This is a genomic window from Streptomyces subrutilus, assembly GCF_008704535.1.
Lineage (GTDB): Bacteria > Actinomycetota > Actinomycetes > Streptomycetales > Streptomycetaceae > Streptomyces > Streptomyces subrutilus.
This window is the reverse complement of sequence record NZ_CP023701.1, coordinates 4108003-4123631: the sequence shown is the minus strand read 5'-3', so window position 1 is coordinate 4123631 and position 15629 is coordinate 4108003. Positions and strand designations below refer to the sequence as shown.

Genomic DNA, 15629 nt, shown 5'->3' with positions numbered 1-15629 from the left:
GACGGAACATCACACACATCCCGCCCAACCATCCCAAAACCCCCCACCCCCCCCCCGTGCGCCGAGACGACAATCATTGCCCGGCGTCACCCCTCGTGATACACAGAGTGACCATACGTTCTTTCGGATACCCGCCACCTGTGCCCAGGTCAGAGCACACGGACGGGGCGCCCGCCGGGAGATCGGGTAAAGAGAGCGGCCAAGTCGACGACGCCGCCGGTTTCATCAGCGAAGATAGGACGTGACCCCTGCCGTCAGGCACGGGCATCCGGAACTACCCATACAGGGGCGGTGAGTTACATGATCCTGGCAGCCGAAAAGGGCGACATCACCACCATCATCGGCGGAATCGCCCCGAACTGGGGGCCTTTCGGCAGTCTCGGCAACGAAGCGAAGGTCATGATCGAGGTGGTCATGGCCGTGGCGATCCTCCTGTGCCTCGGCATCGCCATCTGGGGCGCGGCCAAGCAGCGCATCGGCGCGACGGCACTGCGCGACACCTTCAGCGCGGAACAGGGCAAGGGCCTGATCGTGGCCGGCCTCACGGGCGTCTTCATCATCGGCTCCCTCGGCACCCTCTTCACGATCGTCTACGGAATGGCCGTCTAGCCGCTCCCACCGCCGCCGCACCTGCCTGATGAGGACTCACCACACCCCGCCTGCGCGGGACCAGCGCTACCGTCGTACGACGCGGAGGGGGCCGACACGGACATGAGCAACGACGACCAGTACGGCGGCGGCTACGGCGAGGTGGGCGGCACGGGCCAGACCCGCACCCGCCTCCCGGACTCCCCCGCCGACCCGTACGGCCCCACCCGCCGGCCCCCCCGCGTCACCCGCAGCCTGGTCACGGTGGTCGGCGTGGTGGTCCTCCTCATCGCCGCGATCGCCTTCGCCAACCAGACCCCGGACACCCCCGAGGCCGACCGGTCCCAGGACGGGCCGTCGTCGTCATCGACGTCCCCGACCGGCACCCGGCCCGTGGACGGCAAGAACGGGGCCGTACCGTCCGGGTTCGCGCAGAACGAGCAGGGCGCGCAGTCCGCGGCGTCGAACTTCGCCGTGGCCCTCGGTTCCGACGGCATGTTCAACACACCTCGCCGCCACGCCATCGTCGACGCCGTCTCCGACGAGGGCACACGATCGGCCCTGCAGGCCGACTTCGACGCGGACTACTCCCCGGCCCTCCTGTCCCAGATCGGTCTGACCAAGGACGGGACGGCGCCCGCCGGCGCGACCTTCGTCAGCCGCACCGTCCCGGCCGGAGCGAAGCTCAAGAGCTTCGCGAACGGCAGCGCGGCCGTGGACGTCTGGTGCATCGGCATGTTCGGCCTGACCGGAGAGAAGTCCACCAGGCCGGTGACCAGCAGCTGGTTCACGATCTCGATGACACTGAAGTGGAACGGGTCGGACTGGAAGGTGGTGGAGACCGCCCAGAAGGACGGCCCCACTCCCGTCACCGGCGACAACCCCGTCTCCGACTCGGGCGAGATCGCTGGCGCAGTCAACGAGTTCGGAGGGTTCACCTATGCCCGGTAGCCCCCGCACCCTGCTGCGCCGCCTCGCCGGCGCAGCGGTCGCCGTCCAAGCGGCGACGTGGCTGTTCGCGGCGCGCGCCACGGCCGCACCGACCCCGACGCCCACCCCGGCCGCCACACCGAGCGCGAGCAACGACCCCTGCTCGCTCATCGCCGGACCGGCCCGGGAGTACTGCGAACGCGGCTCACCGGGCGGCTCCCCCGGCGCCGGCCTCGCCCCCAACGATCCGGCCGACGCCCTCAACCCCCTCTCCGCCCTGGCCAAAGGCTGCGCCGACGCCGCCGCCTGGATCGTCGGCAAGCTCAGCGAAGCCGTCAAGGGCACCGCGAACGTCGACTTCACCAACGCCACGTTCCTCAAGCAGTACGCCGTCGTCTTCGCCGCCTCCACCATCCTCACCCTCGTCCTGTGGCTCTTCGCCGTCGCCAAGCGCGCCGTCCGCGGCGTCCCCCTCACCACCGCCCTCTCCGAAGCCATCGGCTTCCTCTGGCTGACGGTCCTCGCCTCCGCCTTCACCCCCCTGATCCTCTACACCGTCGTCTCCGCAACCGACGGCGTCACCGAGGTCATCGCCTCCGCCACCGGCGGCCAGACCGACGTCTTCTTCGGATCCTTCGCCGAGGCCCTCAAGAAGGGCGACGAGATCGGCGGCGGCCCCATCATGCTGATCGTCGTCGCCCTCGTCACCGTCCTCGCCGCCGGCATCCTCTTCCTGGAGCTGTTCATCCGGGCCGCCCTGCTCTACGTCGGCGCCCTCCTCGGCGTCGTCGTCTACGCCGGCCTCGTCGACCGCAACCTCTGGGGACACGTCCGCCGCTGGGCCGGCATCATGATCGCCGTCATCCTCGTGAAGCCCGTCATCGTCATCGTCCTCGGCCTCGCAGGAGCCCTGGCCGGCGAAAAGGGCCCCAACGCCTTCTCCGCCGTCGTCACCGGCCTCGCCATCATCCTGCTGGCGATCTTCGCCTCCGCGATGATCTACCGCTTCGTCCCCGGCTTCGGCGACGAGATCGCCTCCGCCCGCTCCAACCGCAGCAAGGCCACCGACGGCGCCCAGGCCGCCGCCGTCATCAGCTCCCCGGCCTCCCTCGTCTCCCAGGGCATCAAGACCCACAGCAGCCGCGGCGCCCACCGCGGCGACGGCGGGGGCGGCGGCAGCGCGCCCCGCCCCGCCAACCCCCTCTCCGGAGGCGTGGCCGCCCACAGCAGCCGCCCCTCCGGCGGCGGAACAGGCGGCGGATCCGTCCCCTCCGCCACACCCGCGCCCCGCACGAGCTCGAGCACGAGGAACACAGGAGGTGACGGGCGGTGACGACCCAGTCCCACCAGCTGCACCCGGTCGCACCCCGCCGCACGTATCTCATCGGCCGCGCCCGGCCGAACGCGATCGTCGGCAAGAACCGCGAGACCGGCGAGATCGCCCTGATCATCGCCGGGGCGTTCTTCGGCATGATGAGCGGACTGCTCGTCCCCAACCTCACCCTGCGCATCGTCAGCCTCGCCGGCTTCCCGATGATCGCCCTCGCCGCCGTGTACGTCCCGTACAAGGGCCGCACCTTCTACCGCTGGTTCGAGATCGGCCGCAGCTACAAGCGCATCCTGCGCCGCGGCACCGCCTACCGCTCCGGCGCCATGGAAGCCGGCATCCGCGGCGCCGACGGCCGCGAGGTCGAGGTCGGCCCGCCCCCCGGCATCGGCCGCATCAACTGGCTCGCCGCCCCCTTCGGCCCCGACGAGCTCGCCGTCCTGCTGCACGCCGACCGCCGGACCGTCACCGCCGCCATCGAGATCGAGGGCCCCGGCGTCGGCCTGCGCGACAGCGAGGACCAGGAGGCCCTCGTCGACCGCTTCGGCACCCTCCTCAAGCACGTGGCCAACGGCGACGGCTTCGTCACCCGACTCCAGATGCTCGCCCGCACCCTGCCCGCCGACCCCGACGCCCACGCCAAGGACGTCGCCCAGCGCGGCGACACCCGCGCCCCCGGCTGGCTCCGCGACTCCTACGAGCAGCTCCAGTCGATGGTGTCCACCTCCTCCGAGCAGCACCGCGCCTACCTCGTCGCCTGCATGCACTACACGCGCGAGCTCGCCGCCGAGGCCCACACCATCGCCCGCGCCTCCACCCCCCACAAGGGCCGCAAGCTCGACCGCGACGCCGGCCTCGCCATCGTCATGGCCCGCGAACTCACCGACATCTGCGCCCGCCTCGCCGAAGCCGACATCCGCGTCCGCCAGCCGCTCGGCCAGGGCCGCCTCGCCTCCCTCGTGCACTCCATGTACGACCCCGACCACCCCATCGACCACATCCAGGCCATGACCAAGCGCAACGCCTGGCCCGCCGAACTCGATGCCGTGGAGCCCACCTACCTCCAGGCCAAGACCCGCGAGTCCTCCACCCGAGCCCCCTGGTGCCACGCCACCGCCTGGGTCAAGGAATGGCCGATGACGCCCGTCGGCGTGAACTTCCTCGCCCCCCTCCTCGTCCACACCCCCGACGTGATCCGCACCGTCGCCGTCACCATGGACCTGGAGCCCACCGAGATCGCCATCGAGCGGATGCTCACCGAGAAGACCAACGACGAGGCCGACGCCTCCCGCGCAGCCAAGATGAACCGCACGGTCGACCCGCGCGACATCGCCGCCCACGGCCGGCTCGACCAGAGGGGTGAAGATCTCGCCAGCGGTGCGGCGGGAGTCAACCTGGTCGGGTACATCACGGTGTCCTCGCGTTCACCGGAGGCCCTCGCCCGCGACAAGCGCACCATCCGCGCTTCCGCCGGCAAGTCCTACCTGAAGCTCGAATGGTGCGACCGCGAGCACCACCGCGCCTTCGTCAACACCTTGCCGTTCGCCACCGGCATCCGACGCTAGCGGGAGGGAAGTGCCGCCCATGCGAGATCCCATGTCCGCCCTGACGGACGCCTTCACCAGCTTCCTCTTCGGCAAAGTCGAAACCACGCGCCTGCCCGTACGCACCTCCACCGGGCAGGCGCAGGCCGTGTACCTGCCCACCGCCGCCCCCGGCCTCGGCGACTCCGGCGTCATCATCGGCCGCGAGGTCTACAGCGGCAAGGGCTACATCTACGACCCCTTCCAGCTGTACGGACAACAGCTCCCGGCCCCCCACTGGCTGGTCCTCGGCGAGTCCGGCAACGGCAAGTCCGCCCTGGAGAAGACCTACGTCCTGCGCCAGCTCCGCTTCAAGGACCGCCAGGTCGTCGTCCTCGACGCCCAGGGCGAAGACGGCGTCGGCGAGTGGAACCTGATCGCCCAGCAGCTGGGGATAACCCCCATCCGCCTGGATCCCATCGCCGCCAACGACGACGGGATCCGCCTCAACCCCCTCGACCCGGCGATCACCACGACCGGCCAGCTCGCGCTGCTCCGGACCATCATCGAAGTCGCCATGGGCCACGGCCTCGACGAGCGCGCCGGCTTCGCCCTCAAGGTCGCCCACGCCCACGTCGTGGACGGCATCCGCGAACGCCAGCCCGTCCTCACCGACATCGTCGAGCGGCTGCGCCACCCCGAGCCCGAGTCCGCCCTCGCGATGAACGTGGACATAGACGATGTCCGGGCCTGGGGCCTCGACGTCGCACTCGTCCTCGACCGCCTCGTCGACGGCGACCTCCGCGGCATGTTCGACGGCCCGACCACCGTCGGCATCGACCTCGACGCCCCGCTGATCGTCTTCGACCTCTCCCACATCGACCGCAACTCCATCGCCATGCCCATCCTGATGGCCATCGTCGGCGTCTGGCTGGAGCACACCTGGATCCGCCCCGACCGCAAGAAGCGCATCTTCCTCGTCGAAGAGGCCTGGCACATCATCAACAGCCCCTTCGTCGCGCAGCTGTTCCAGCGCCTCCTGAAGTTCGGCCGCCGTCTCGGCCTGTCCTTCGTCGCCGTCGTCCACCACCTCTCGGACGTCGTCGACGGCGCGGCCGCCCGCGAAGCCGCGGCCATCCTCAAGATGGCCTCCACCAGAACGATCTACGCCCAGAAGGCCGACGAGGCCCGCGCCACCGGACTCGTCCTCGGCCTGCCCCGCTGGGCCGTGGAGATCATCCCCACCCTCACCCCGGGCATCGCGGTCTGGGACGTCAACGGCAACGTCCAAGTCGTCAAACACCTGATCACCGAAGCCGAACGCCCCCTCGTCTACACCGACCGCGCCATGACCGAGTCCTCCGCCCCCGCCCACCTCCACGACGACATGCTCGCCGCCGAACTGGAGGCGGAGGAACGCGCCCTGTCCATCGAGCGCCGCCGCGCCGGCCCGGGCTCCGCGACCACGGTGGCCTGACCATGCCCGACGCACGACGCACGGAGCCGGCCACCCGCGGAGGCATCCCCGACGGCCTGCTGGTCGGCCTCCTGGCCTTCCTCCTCGGTCTCGCCGTCCTCGTCTGGACCGCCACCGGCCTGGCCGCCCTCTTCGCCAAGGGCGCCTGGCCGGACTCCGTCACCTTCACCCGGACCCCCGACGCCGTCCGCGCCCTGATAGCGCAACCGCACGACGTCGCGGGCGCCTGGCCGGCCACCGACCCCCAGGCCCTCCCGGGCTGGGGTCTGTTCTGGGGCCTGTTCATCAGCCAGCTCCTGGTGATGTTCGTGCTGACCGTCTTCGCGATCGGCGTCTTCGCCCGCACCAAGTCCCGCCGCGCCCTCGCCCGCCGGACCGCGGCCGACCCGACCCCCCACCCGTACGGAGCCGAGCCCGAAGACCCCGGGCCACCCCCCACCCACCGCCCCGCACCGACCCCGTACGCACCCCCGCCCGCAGACCCGCCGACCGCGACACCCGCTCCGCACGTCCCGGCCCCCGGACCGGCCCCCGCCACCGCCCACCTGTCCGCGGCCCCGGCCCCACCGGCCCCGGTCGCGACGGCGGACCGCCCCGCTCCCCCGGCCGACGACGCCTACCGCTACGGCTTCGGCTACGCCCCCACCGCACCCGCACCCCTCGCCCCCGCACCGCACCGGCTGGCCTACGCCGGCCCCGCCGACCGGCACCGCCTCGCCGCACAGGCCGTGGCCGCCGCCGAGGGCGCGGTCCTCGTCGTCACCTCTTCGCCCGCCCTGTGGGCCGAGACCAAGGACGCCCGCGCCAAACTCGGCCCGGTCCTCCTCTACGACCCCTCCCACCTCTGCGACACCCCGGCCCGACTGCACTGGAACCCGGCCGAGGGCTGCGCCGACCGCGACACCGCCGCCGCCCGCGCGACCGCCCTGCTGGCGCCCGTACGCCCCCAGGCCCGCATGGACACCGCGGTCGCCGACACCGCCGAAACGCTCCTGCGCAGCTGGCTCCAGGCCGCCGCCCTCGACAACCGCCCGTTCAAGCAGATCCACCGCTGGGCCCAGGGAGCGGGCGCCCAGGAACCGGTCCGCATCCTGCGCACCCACCCCCGGGCCGCCCACGGCGCCGCCGGCGAGCTGGAGAGCGCCCTCACCGCCCACGCCGAACGCCGCGAGCAGGCCCAGCACCTGACGGCCCGTGCACTCACCGGGCTGACGTCGATCCACATCCGCGAGGCCTGCAACCCGAACCGAACGGATTCGCTCACCCTGGCATCGTTCCTCGCCGAAGGGGGCAGCCTCTACGTGGTGGGCGAACCCCTCGAAGACCCCCGAACCCACCCGGGTGCGATGCCGCTGCTCACCGCACTCACCGCGCACGTGGTCGAGCACGGCCGCCGCATGGCCGCACGGTCATCCCACGGTCGGCTCGACCCACCACTCGCGCTGGTCCTGGAGGACGTGGCGGCCGTCGCCCCCCTCCCCCAACTACCGGACCTCCTCACGGACCCGGCGCTCCCCCTCCTCGCCCTGTGCCGCAGCCGCGAACAGGCCCGCTCCCGCTGGCCCCACGCGGAACTGCCCGGCTAGGGACGCCCGTAGGCGTACTCCAGCTCCGTGGCGGACGGCTCCGCCGGCACGGCCGGCACGGCGCCCGTGGCCACGAACCCGAACCGCCGGTAGAACGCCGCGGCCCTCGGATTGTCCCGGTGCACGAAGAGCCGTACGCGCTCCAGCACCGGCTCCTCCAGCGACCAGGCCCACTCCAGCGCCGCCCGGCACAACCCGTCGGCCACACCCGCCCCGCGATACCCGTCCCGCACCGAACACCCCGACCATGTGCCCCGGGGTCCCATCGGGCCCTTCGGCGACGAACTGCCGCACCACCCGCCCCTGGGACGCCCGGAACGCAGAAAAGCCCCGCACCATAAGGTGCGGGGCTTTCCCACAATGATTGTTCGGCGGCGTCCTACTCTCCCACAGGGTCCCCCCTGCAGTACCATCGGCGCTGAAAGGCTTAGCTTCCGGGTTCGGAATGTAACCGGGCGTTTCCCTAACGCTATGACCACCGAAACACTATGAAATTTGAACGCTGGTGTTTTCACAGCTGTTCGTTATTTCAGAACTAACACAGTGGACGCGAGCAACTGAGGACAAGCCCTCGGCCTATTAGTACCAGTCAGCTTCACCCGTTACCGGGCTTCCACATCTGGCCTATCAACCCAGTCGTCTACTGGGAGCCTTACCCTCTCAAGGAGGTGGGAATACTCATCTTGAAGCAGGCTTCCCGCTTAGATGCTTTCAGCGGTTATCCCTCCCGAACGTAGCCAACCAGCCATGCCCTTGGCAGGACAACTGGCACACCAGAGGTTCGTCCGTCCCGGTCCTCTCGTACTAGGGACAGCCCTTCTCAATATTCCTACGCGCACAGCGGATAGGGACCGAACTGTCTCACGACGTTCTAAACCCAGCTCGCGTACCGCTTTAATGGGCGAACAGCCCAACCCTTGGGACCGACTCCAGCCCCAGGATGCGACGAGCCGACATCGAGGTGCCAAACCATCCCGTCGATATGGACTCTTGGGGAAGATCAGCCTGTTATCCCCGGGGTACCTTTTATCCGTTGAGCGACGGCGCTTCCACAAGCCACCGCCGGATCACTAGTCCCGACTTTCGTCCCTGCTCGACCCGTCGGTCTCACAGTCAAGCTCCCTTGTGCACTTACACTCAACACCTGATTGCCAACCAGGCTGAGGGAACCTTTGGGCGCCTCCGTTACTCTTTAGGAGGCAACCGCCCCAGTTAAACTACCCATCAGACACTGTCCCTGATCCGGATCACGGACCGAGGTTAGACATCCAGCACGACCAGAGTGGTATTTCAACGGCGACTCCACAACCACTGGCGTGGCTGCTTCAAAGTCTCCCACCTATCCTACACAAGCCGAACCGAACACCAATATCAAACTATAGTAAAGGTCCCGGGGTCTTTCCGTCCTGCTGCGCGAAACGAGCATCTTTACTCGTAGTGCAATTTCACCGGGCCTATGGTTGAGACAGTCGAGAAGTCGTTACGCCATTCGTGCAGGTCGGAACTTACCCGACAAGGAATTTCGCTACCTTAGGATGGTTATAGTTACCACCGCCGTTTACTGGCGCTTAAGTTCTCAGCTTCGCACACCCGAAAGTGTACTAACCGGTCCCCTTAACGTTCCAGCACCGGGCAGGCGTCAGTCCGTATACATCGCCTTACGGCTTCGCACGGACCTGTGTTTTTAGTAAACAGTCGCTTCTCGCTGGTCTCTGCGGCCACCCCCAGCTCAAGGAGCAAGTCCTCTCACCAGTGATGGCCCCCCTTCTCCCGAAGTTACGGGGGCATTTTGCCGAGTTCCTTAACCATAGTTCACCCGAACGCCTCGGTATTCTCTACCTGACCACCTGAGTCGGTTTAGGGTACGGGCCGCCATGAAACTCGCTAGAGGCTTTTCTCGACAGCATAGGATCATCCACTTCACCACAATCGGCTCGGCATCAGGTCTCAGCCTTATATGAGGGACGGATTTGCCTACCCCTCGGCCTACACCCTTACCCCGGGACTACCACCGCCCGGGCTGGACTACCTTCCTGCGTCACCCCATCGCTTACCTACTACCACCTTGGATCGGCGGCTCCACCACTTTCCTTTCCCCGAAGGGTCCGGAACGGCTTCACGGCCTTAGCATCAGAGGATTCGATATTGGGCGTTTCAAAGCGGGTACCGGAATATCAACCGGTTGTCCATCGACTACGCCTGTCGGCCTCGCCTTAGGTCCCGACTTACCCTGGGCAGATCAGCTTGACCCAGGAACCCTTAGTCAATCGGCGCACACGTTTCTCACGTGTGTATCGCTACTCATGCCTGCATTCTCACTCGTGAACCGTCCACAACTAGCTTCCGCTGCTGCTTCACCCGGCACACGACGCTCCCCTACCCATCACAACACCCGTTGGGGCTATACGCTGCAATGACACGACTTCGGCGGTACGCTTGAGCCCCGCTACATTGTCGGCGCGGAATCACTTGACCAGTGAGCTATTACGCACTCTTTCAAGGGTGGCTGCTTCTAAGCCAACCTCCTGGTTGTCTCTGCGACTCCACATCCTTTCCCACTTAGCGTACGCTTAGGGGCCTTAGTCGATGCTCTGGGCTGTTTCCCTCTCGACCATGGAGCTTATCCCCCACAGTCTCACTGCCGTGCTCTCACTTACCGGCATTCGGAGTTTGGCTAAGGTCAGTAACCCGGTAGGGCCCATCGCCTATCCAGTGCTCTACCTCCGGCAAGAAACACACGACGCTGCACCTAAATGCATTTCGGGGAGAACCAGCTATCACGGAGTTTGATTGGCCTTTCACCCCTAACCACAGGTCATCCCCCAGGTTTTCAACCCTGGTGGGTTCGGTCCTCCACGAAGTCTTACCTCCGCTTCAACCTGCCCATGGCTAGATCACTCCGCTTCGGGTCTAGAGCGTGCAACTCAATCGCCCTATTCGGACTCGCTTTCGCTACGGCTTCCCCACACGGGTTAACCTCGCTACACACCGCTAACTCGCAGGCTCATTCTTCAAAAGGCACGCAGTCACGACCCATTGAGTAAACTCAATGAGCGACGCTCCCACGGCTTGTAGGCACACGGTTTCAGGTACTATTTCACTCCGCTCCCGCGGTACTTTTCACCATTCCCTCACGGTACTATCCGCTATCGGTCACCAGGGAATATTTAGGCTTAGCGGGTGGTCCCGCCAGATTCACACGGGATTTCTCGGGCCCCGTGCTACTTGGGAGATTCTTAAGCAAGCCGCTGATGTTTCGTCTACGGGGGTCTTACCCTCTACGCCGGACCTTTCGCATGTCCTTCGACTACATCAACGGTTTCTGACTCGCCGACCGGCCGGCAGACCGATCAAAAGAATTCCCACAACCCCGCATGCGCAACCCCTGCCGGGTATCACACGCATACGGTTTGGCCTCATCCGGTTTCGCTCGCCACTACTCCCGGAATCACGGTTGTTTTCTCTTCCTGCGGGTACTGAGATGTTTCACTTCCCCGCGTTCCCTCCACACTGCCTATGTGTTCAGCAGTGGGTGACAGCCCATGACGACTGCCGGGTTTCCCCATTCGGACACCCCCGGATCAAAGCTCAGTTGGCAGCTCCCCGGGGCCTATCGCGGCCTCTCACGTCCTTCATCGGTTCCTGGTGCCAAGGCATCCACCGTGCGCCCTTAAAAACTTGGCCACAGATGCTCGCGTCCACTGTGTAGTTCTCAAACAACGACCAGCCACCCACCACCCCACCGGACAAACCGTTGAGTTCACTGGGGCCGGCAAGAAGACACAACCTCACGGCCGTACCTTCAGGACCCAACAACGTGCCAGACACGATCCCCTCGACACTCCCTGTTTTCCACGCCGAAGCAGTACTTACAGAAGGTTTTGGAAACCGTGCCAAATAATCAACGTTCCACCCATGAGCTGACCGTGCAGAACATTTGTCTGCAATCGGTACTGTGCTCCTTAGAAAGGAGGTGATCCAGCCGCACCTTCCGGTACGGCTACCTTGTTACGACTTCGTCCCAATCGCCAGTCCCACCTTCGACAGCTCCCTCCCTTACGGGTTGGGCCACCGGCTTCGGGTGTTACCGACTTTCGTGACGTGACGGGCGGTGTGTACAAGGCCCGGGAACGTATTCACCGCAGCAATGCTGATCTGCGATTACTAGCAACTCCGACTTCATGGGGTCGAGTTGCAGACCCCAATCCGAACTGAGACCGGCTTTTTGAGATTCGCTCCACCTCACGGTATCGCAGCTCATTGTACCGGCCATTGTAGCACGTGTGCAGCCCAAGACATAAGGGGCATGATGACTTGACGTCGTCCCCACCTTCCTCCGAGTTGACCCCGGCGGTCTCCTGTGAGTCCCCATCACCCCGAAGGGCATGCTGGCAACACAGGACAAGGGTTGCGCTCGTTGCGGGACTTAACCCAACATCTCACGACACGAGCTGACGACAGCCATGCACCACCTGTATACCGACCACAAGGGGGGCACTATCTCTAATGCTTTCCGGTATATGTCAAGCCTTGGTAAGGTTCTTCGCGTTGCGTCGAATTAAGCCACATGCTCCGCTGCTTGTGCGGGCCCCCGTCAATTCCTTTGAGTTTTAGCCTTGCGGCCGTACTCCCCAGGCGGGGAACTTAATGCGTTAGCTGCGGCACCGACGACGTGGAATGTCGCCAACACCTAGTTCCCAACGTTTACGGCGTGGACTACCAGGGTATCTAATCCTGTTCGCTCCCCACGCTTTCGCTCCTCAGCGTCAGTAATGGCCCAGAGATCCGCCTTCGCCACCGGTGTTCCTCCTGATATCTGCGCATTTCACCGCTACACCAGGAATTCCGATCTCCCCTACCACACTCTAGCTAGCCCGTATCGAATGCAGACCCGAGGTTAAGCCTCGGGCTTTCACATCCGACGTGACAAGCCGCCTACGAGCTCTTTACGCCCAATAATTCCGGACAACGCTTGCGCCCTACGTATTACCGCGGCTGCTGGCACGTAGTTAGCCGGCGCTTCTTCTGCAGGTACCGTCACTTTCGCTTCTTCCCTGCTGAAAGAGGTTTACAACCCGAAGGCCGTCATCCCTCACGCGGCGTCGCTGCATCAGGCTTTCGCCCATTGTGCAATATTCCCCACTGCTGCCTCCCGTAGGAGTCTGGGCCGTGTCTCAGTCCCAGTGTGGCCGGTCGCCCTCTCAGGCCGGCTACCCGTCGTCGCCTTGGTGGGCCATTACCCCACCAACAAGCTGATAGGCCGCGGGCTCATCCTTCACCGCCGGAGCTTTCAACCCCTGCCCATGCAGACAGGAGTGGTATCCGGTATTAGACCCCGTTTCCAGGGCTTGTCCCAGAGTGAAGGGCAGATTGCCCACGTGTTACTCACCCGTTCGCCACTAATCCACCCCGAAGGGCTTCATCGTTCGACTTGCATGTGTTAAGCACGCCGCCAGCGTTCGTCCTGAGCCAGGATCAAACTCTCCATGAATGTTTACCCGTAATCGGGTCAACACACACTAAGAGCGGGACAACCAGGTCGGAATAAGACCGGTCATCCACAACGTCCTCGCTGTGTTTTGTCGCCTGCAAGCACACCGAAACCGGCGCCCCACAGGACTTTTTCAAAGGAACCTCATCCACCGAAATGGACGGGGTATCAACTTTTGGCGTTGATTTTTGGCACGCTGTTGAGTTCTCAAGGAACGGACGCTTCCTTCGTACTCACCCTCTCGGGCTTTCCTCCGGGCTTCGCTTCGTTCTGTTCTTGCGTTTCCGACTCTATCAGACTCTTTCGGGCCCGATTCCCGGTCGAAGCGGGATTCGCTTTCCAGGGTTTGGCTTTCGCGTTTCCCTTTCCGGCGAGTCCGACTCTATCAGAACTTTTCCACCGGATTTCCCGGCTTCAGATTCCTGAATGTGAGACGAGTGCACCCCACAGGAATGTTCTCCTTGAGGTCTGGTTGCCGAACATGACCTGTTCGAGGCAACCGTTGGACTCTACAAGCCGGGTTGGAGCAGTGTCAAAACGGGGAAGGAGAGGTCCCCACAGCGCCTCCACCCCACCCCGAACCACCCTCCGACGCAGCCCCGCGAAGCCACGCCCCGCAGACTGCCCACAGCCTCCCGCCCGCCCTACGACGGGCGTCCGCAACGCCCCCGCCCAGCCCGAGCTCGCGAAGACGGCCTGCTCCACGTCACGATCGGCCCCCACCCACAGACATACCGCTCCAGAACACACCGAGGCCCTCAACCACGCGGCAGAACACGTAGCCCTGCGCCCCCTCGCTCTCAGTCGCGGGGCCCCGATCTCTTGGGTGAAGCTGTGGGTGTGCCCCGGTGGCGGCGGAGCGTGCGTCAGCCATGCGCCTCCGTGTGGACGCCCGTGTATGCGGAGGTCCAGCCCGCAGGGGTGTCGGGGCCTCGAACTGCCAGGTCACTCTGTTTGGCGGTGGCGTTCCGAGATCCCGGTGTTCGACCTGGGTGACTTCAGATCGTCGTCGGGCGAGGCAGAGCAGGCCTGGGTGTGGTGTTTGCCCTGGGCGATCTTCTTGTCGTGGCGAAGTCCTCCTCGACCAGTCGCTCGGCCATCCTCGGTGCCTTCGGCCTTAACAGGGTGACCAGTCAACGCCTGCCGGCCTTGCGGATCTGGGCCGGAGACCCGAACCGCTCCAGCAGGGTGAGGACGGCCGGATGATGCAGCCGTGGGCGGCCCAGCACCCGCTCCAGCGATGGAGGGATCTGGGTCAGCAGGCCGTGCAGCCGGTTCTCGACCCTGGTGGCCTCGCCGGCCAGGTCGTCGTCGAAGCCGACGATCATCTCCAGCTCAGCAATCGTCTCGTCCTCGCCGTCGATGGCCCGCAGCATGTGCGGCATCGCGCGGGCGGCCTCCCCGATGGTGAACGCGTCCTTCACGTCCGTCCTGGCCTCGCCGGATAGAGCTCGATGATCCGCCGCATCGTCAGCCCCGGCAGAAAGCAGCAGGGCAGCCCATGCCATTTGCGACCTCTAGCGGCAGAGCGCCGATGGAGGCCGGTCGCTCGACGACGACCAGCGCCGTCCCGTGCTTGGCCTGCAGCTTGGCGAAGAGCCCGAGGAGCTTGGGTTCGGTGTTGGGCAACCGCTTGTCGAAGGCCTTCTTGCCGGCCGGGATGACGGCGGTGGCGTGGTGTTCGCCCTTGCCGACGTCCAGGCCGAGGAAGACGTCGATGCCGCTGGTGTCGGTCACGTGCGAGCCCCTCCGGTCACGCTTTCGTCCGGCCTTGCCTCGGCACCGAGCTGCCACACCCACGTTACGGAGAGCTCCTCCGGCTCGGGTGAAGCCGTTGCTCAAGTCCCTCATCAGCGTTCCGTCGATGCCTCCGGGCCCGGTGACACCACCTCCACCGGACCATCAACCACAAGGGGGGGAAGTCGTGCCGGACCCGAAGGCCAGAACTCCCTTGCGAAGCCACGAAAAAGGTGACGGGGTGGGGCACCACTGCGGCGCCTGGCACCCGTCAGCCGAACAGAGCGGGCCCGGCGAGTGGACGGAGTTCTCAGCTACGGGTCTTGCAGCAAGTACTGGAAAACCGGCGGGTGCTCAAGGGATCTGGCGCCGGGCATCGGCTGCCATTGAATGCTCCCCTGAGAACAAGCAGTCCTCCGTGTCCCGGCACGACATGCCTCGTCTGCGTGAGTCACGCCGTTCGGCTGGAAGCCGTGAGCTCGTCCGTGAGGTAGCCGGGCGCCTGCTGGAGGAAGCTGATCGAAGCCGAGGCCACCGCACGGATCGAGGCAGGGTGGGGCGGAAAACACCGGCGCCCGCACCCACTGGCGCGACGGGCACCGGGACAAGGCGATGGCCACGCAGGCCGGCGATGCGCCATCCCCACCCCTCGCCAGCCCTCGCCAGCGCCGGCCACGTCTCGACCACCAGGCCCTCCAGGCGGTGGCCGCAGAGGCTTGCGTCCACGGCGTGTCCACCCGCTCGGTCGATGACCTGCTCAAAGCCTTCGGATCGGAGGCCCGTACAGCGAAGAGCGGGGTTCCCCGGATCTGTTTCGGTATTCGCCGGACAGCTCGAGGTGTTCCGCAGTCGGCTACTGGATCGCCTCCAGTCTCCCCACGCCTCCCTCGATGCCCTTCCTCCCGAACACCGCCGCCATGAGCCCTCTGGCCACCGCCGCGCCGCCCTCGTACGCCGCACCCTCGGGCAA

The 15629-nt window shown here is 65.9% G+C and carries 7 protein-coding genes, 3 rRNA genes and 2 pseudogenes; 7 read left to right on the top strand and 5 right to left on the bottom strand.

Annotated elements, in window-relative coordinates; genetic code table 11:
• The first annotated feature begins 300 nt into the window (after positions 1–300).
• The 6 genes from CP968_RS18090 to CP968_RS18065 all read left to right on the top strand — a co-directional run bounded on the left by CP968_RS18090 (position 301) and on the right by CP968_RS18065 (position 7431).
• On the top strand, positions 301–609 hold the full coding sequence (locus CP968_RS18090) for a hypothetical protein (protein ID WP_008742356.1): 309 nt from the start codon (positions 301–303) through the stop codon (positions 607–609).
• 102 nt (positions 610–711) lie between these two features.
• On the top strand, positions 712–1539 hold the full coding sequence (locus CP968_RS18085; protein WP_150519000.1) for a hypothetical protein: 828 nt from the start codon (positions 712–714) through the stop codon (positions 1537–1539).
• Entirely contained in the window at positions 1529–2851 is a 1323-nt protein-coding gene (locus CP968_RS18080) for a hypothetical protein (protein WP_150518999.1), read from the top strand. The genes CP968_RS18085 and CP968_RS18080 overlap by 11 nt, the downstream gene beginning before the upstream one ends.
• Complete coding sequence (locus CP968_RS18075; RefSeq protein ID WP_150518998.1) at positions 2848–4410, top strand: SCO6880 family protein; 1563 nt, start codon at positions 2848–2850, stop codon at positions 4408–4410. Before CP968_RS18080 ends, CP968_RS18075 begins: the two co-directional genes overlap by 4 nt.
• Before the next feature lie 19 nt (positions 4411–4429).
• Positions 4430–5845, top strand: coding sequence for an ATP-binding protein (locus tag CP968_RS18070; RefSeq protein WP_150518997.1), 1416 nt, complete (start codon positions 4430–4432; stop codon positions 5843–5845).
• Positions 5846–5847: 2 nt separating this feature from the next.
• Positions 5848–7431 (top strand): type VI secretion protein, encoded by a 1584-nt coding sequence (locus CP968_RS18065; RefSeq protein ID WP_150518996.1) that lies wholly within the window; start codon positions 5848–5850, stop codon positions 7429–7431.
• Here CP968_RS18065 and CP968_RS18060 read toward each other — a convergent pair.
• The 5 genes and pseudogenes from CP968_RS18060 to CP968_RS18035 form a co-directional block, all read right to left on the bottom strand.
• A complete protein-coding gene (locus CP968_RS18060; protein ID WP_189828826.1) occupies positions 7428–7790 on the bottom strand; it encodes a GNAT family N-acetyltransferase in 363 nt (120 codons plus the stop codon). The genes CP968_RS18065 and CP968_RS18060 overlap by 4 nt on opposite strands.
• 7 nt (positions 7791–7797) lie before the next feature.
• A 5S ribosomal RNA gene (rrf, locus tag CP968_RS18055) occupies positions 7798–7914 on the bottom strand.
• Positions 7915–7990: 76 nt separating this feature from the next.
• Positions 7991–11115 (bottom strand): 23S ribosomal RNA (locus CP968_RS18050).
• 282 nt (positions 11116–11397) lie between these two features.
• Positions 11398–12922: ribosomal RNA gene (locus CP968_RS18045) — 16S ribosomal RNA — on the bottom strand.
• Together the 16S, 23S and 5S rRNA genes form the textbook arrangement of a ribosomal RNA operon.
• A gap of 1070 nt (positions 12923–13992) precedes the next feature.
• A pseudogene (locus CP968_RS18035) lies at positions 13993–14659 on the bottom strand (IS110 family transposase); the annotation flags it as partial.
• A 570-nt stretch (positions 14660–15229) separates the two neighbouring features.
• Between CP968_RS18035 and CP968_RS35700 the strand changes: the two are divergent.
• Positions 15230–15580, top strand: a pseudogene (locus CP968_RS35700) (hypothetical protein); the annotation flags it as partial.
• Positions 15581–15629 lie beyond the last annotated feature (49 nt).

Coding starts and splice junctions, on each gene's coding strand:
- CP968_RS18080 (WP_150518999.1), top strand. CDS start 1,529: ATGCCCGGTAGCCCCCGCACCCTGCTGCGCCGCCTCGCCGGCGCAGCG.
- CP968_RS18085 (WP_150519000.1), top strand. CDS start 712: ATGAGCAACGACGACCAGTACGGCGGCGGCTACGGCGAGGTGGGCGGC.
- CP968_RS18065 (WP_150518996.1), top strand. CDS start 5,848: ATGCCCGACGCACGACGCACGGAGCCGGCCACCCGCGGAGGCATCCCC.
- CP968_RS18090 (WP_008742356.1), top strand. CDS start 301: ATGATCCTGGCAGCCGAAAAGGGCGACATCACCACCATCATCGGCGGA.
- CP968_RS18070 (WP_150518997.1), top strand. CDS start 4,430: ATGCGAGATCCCATGTCCGCCCTGACGGACGCCTTCACCAGCTTCCTC.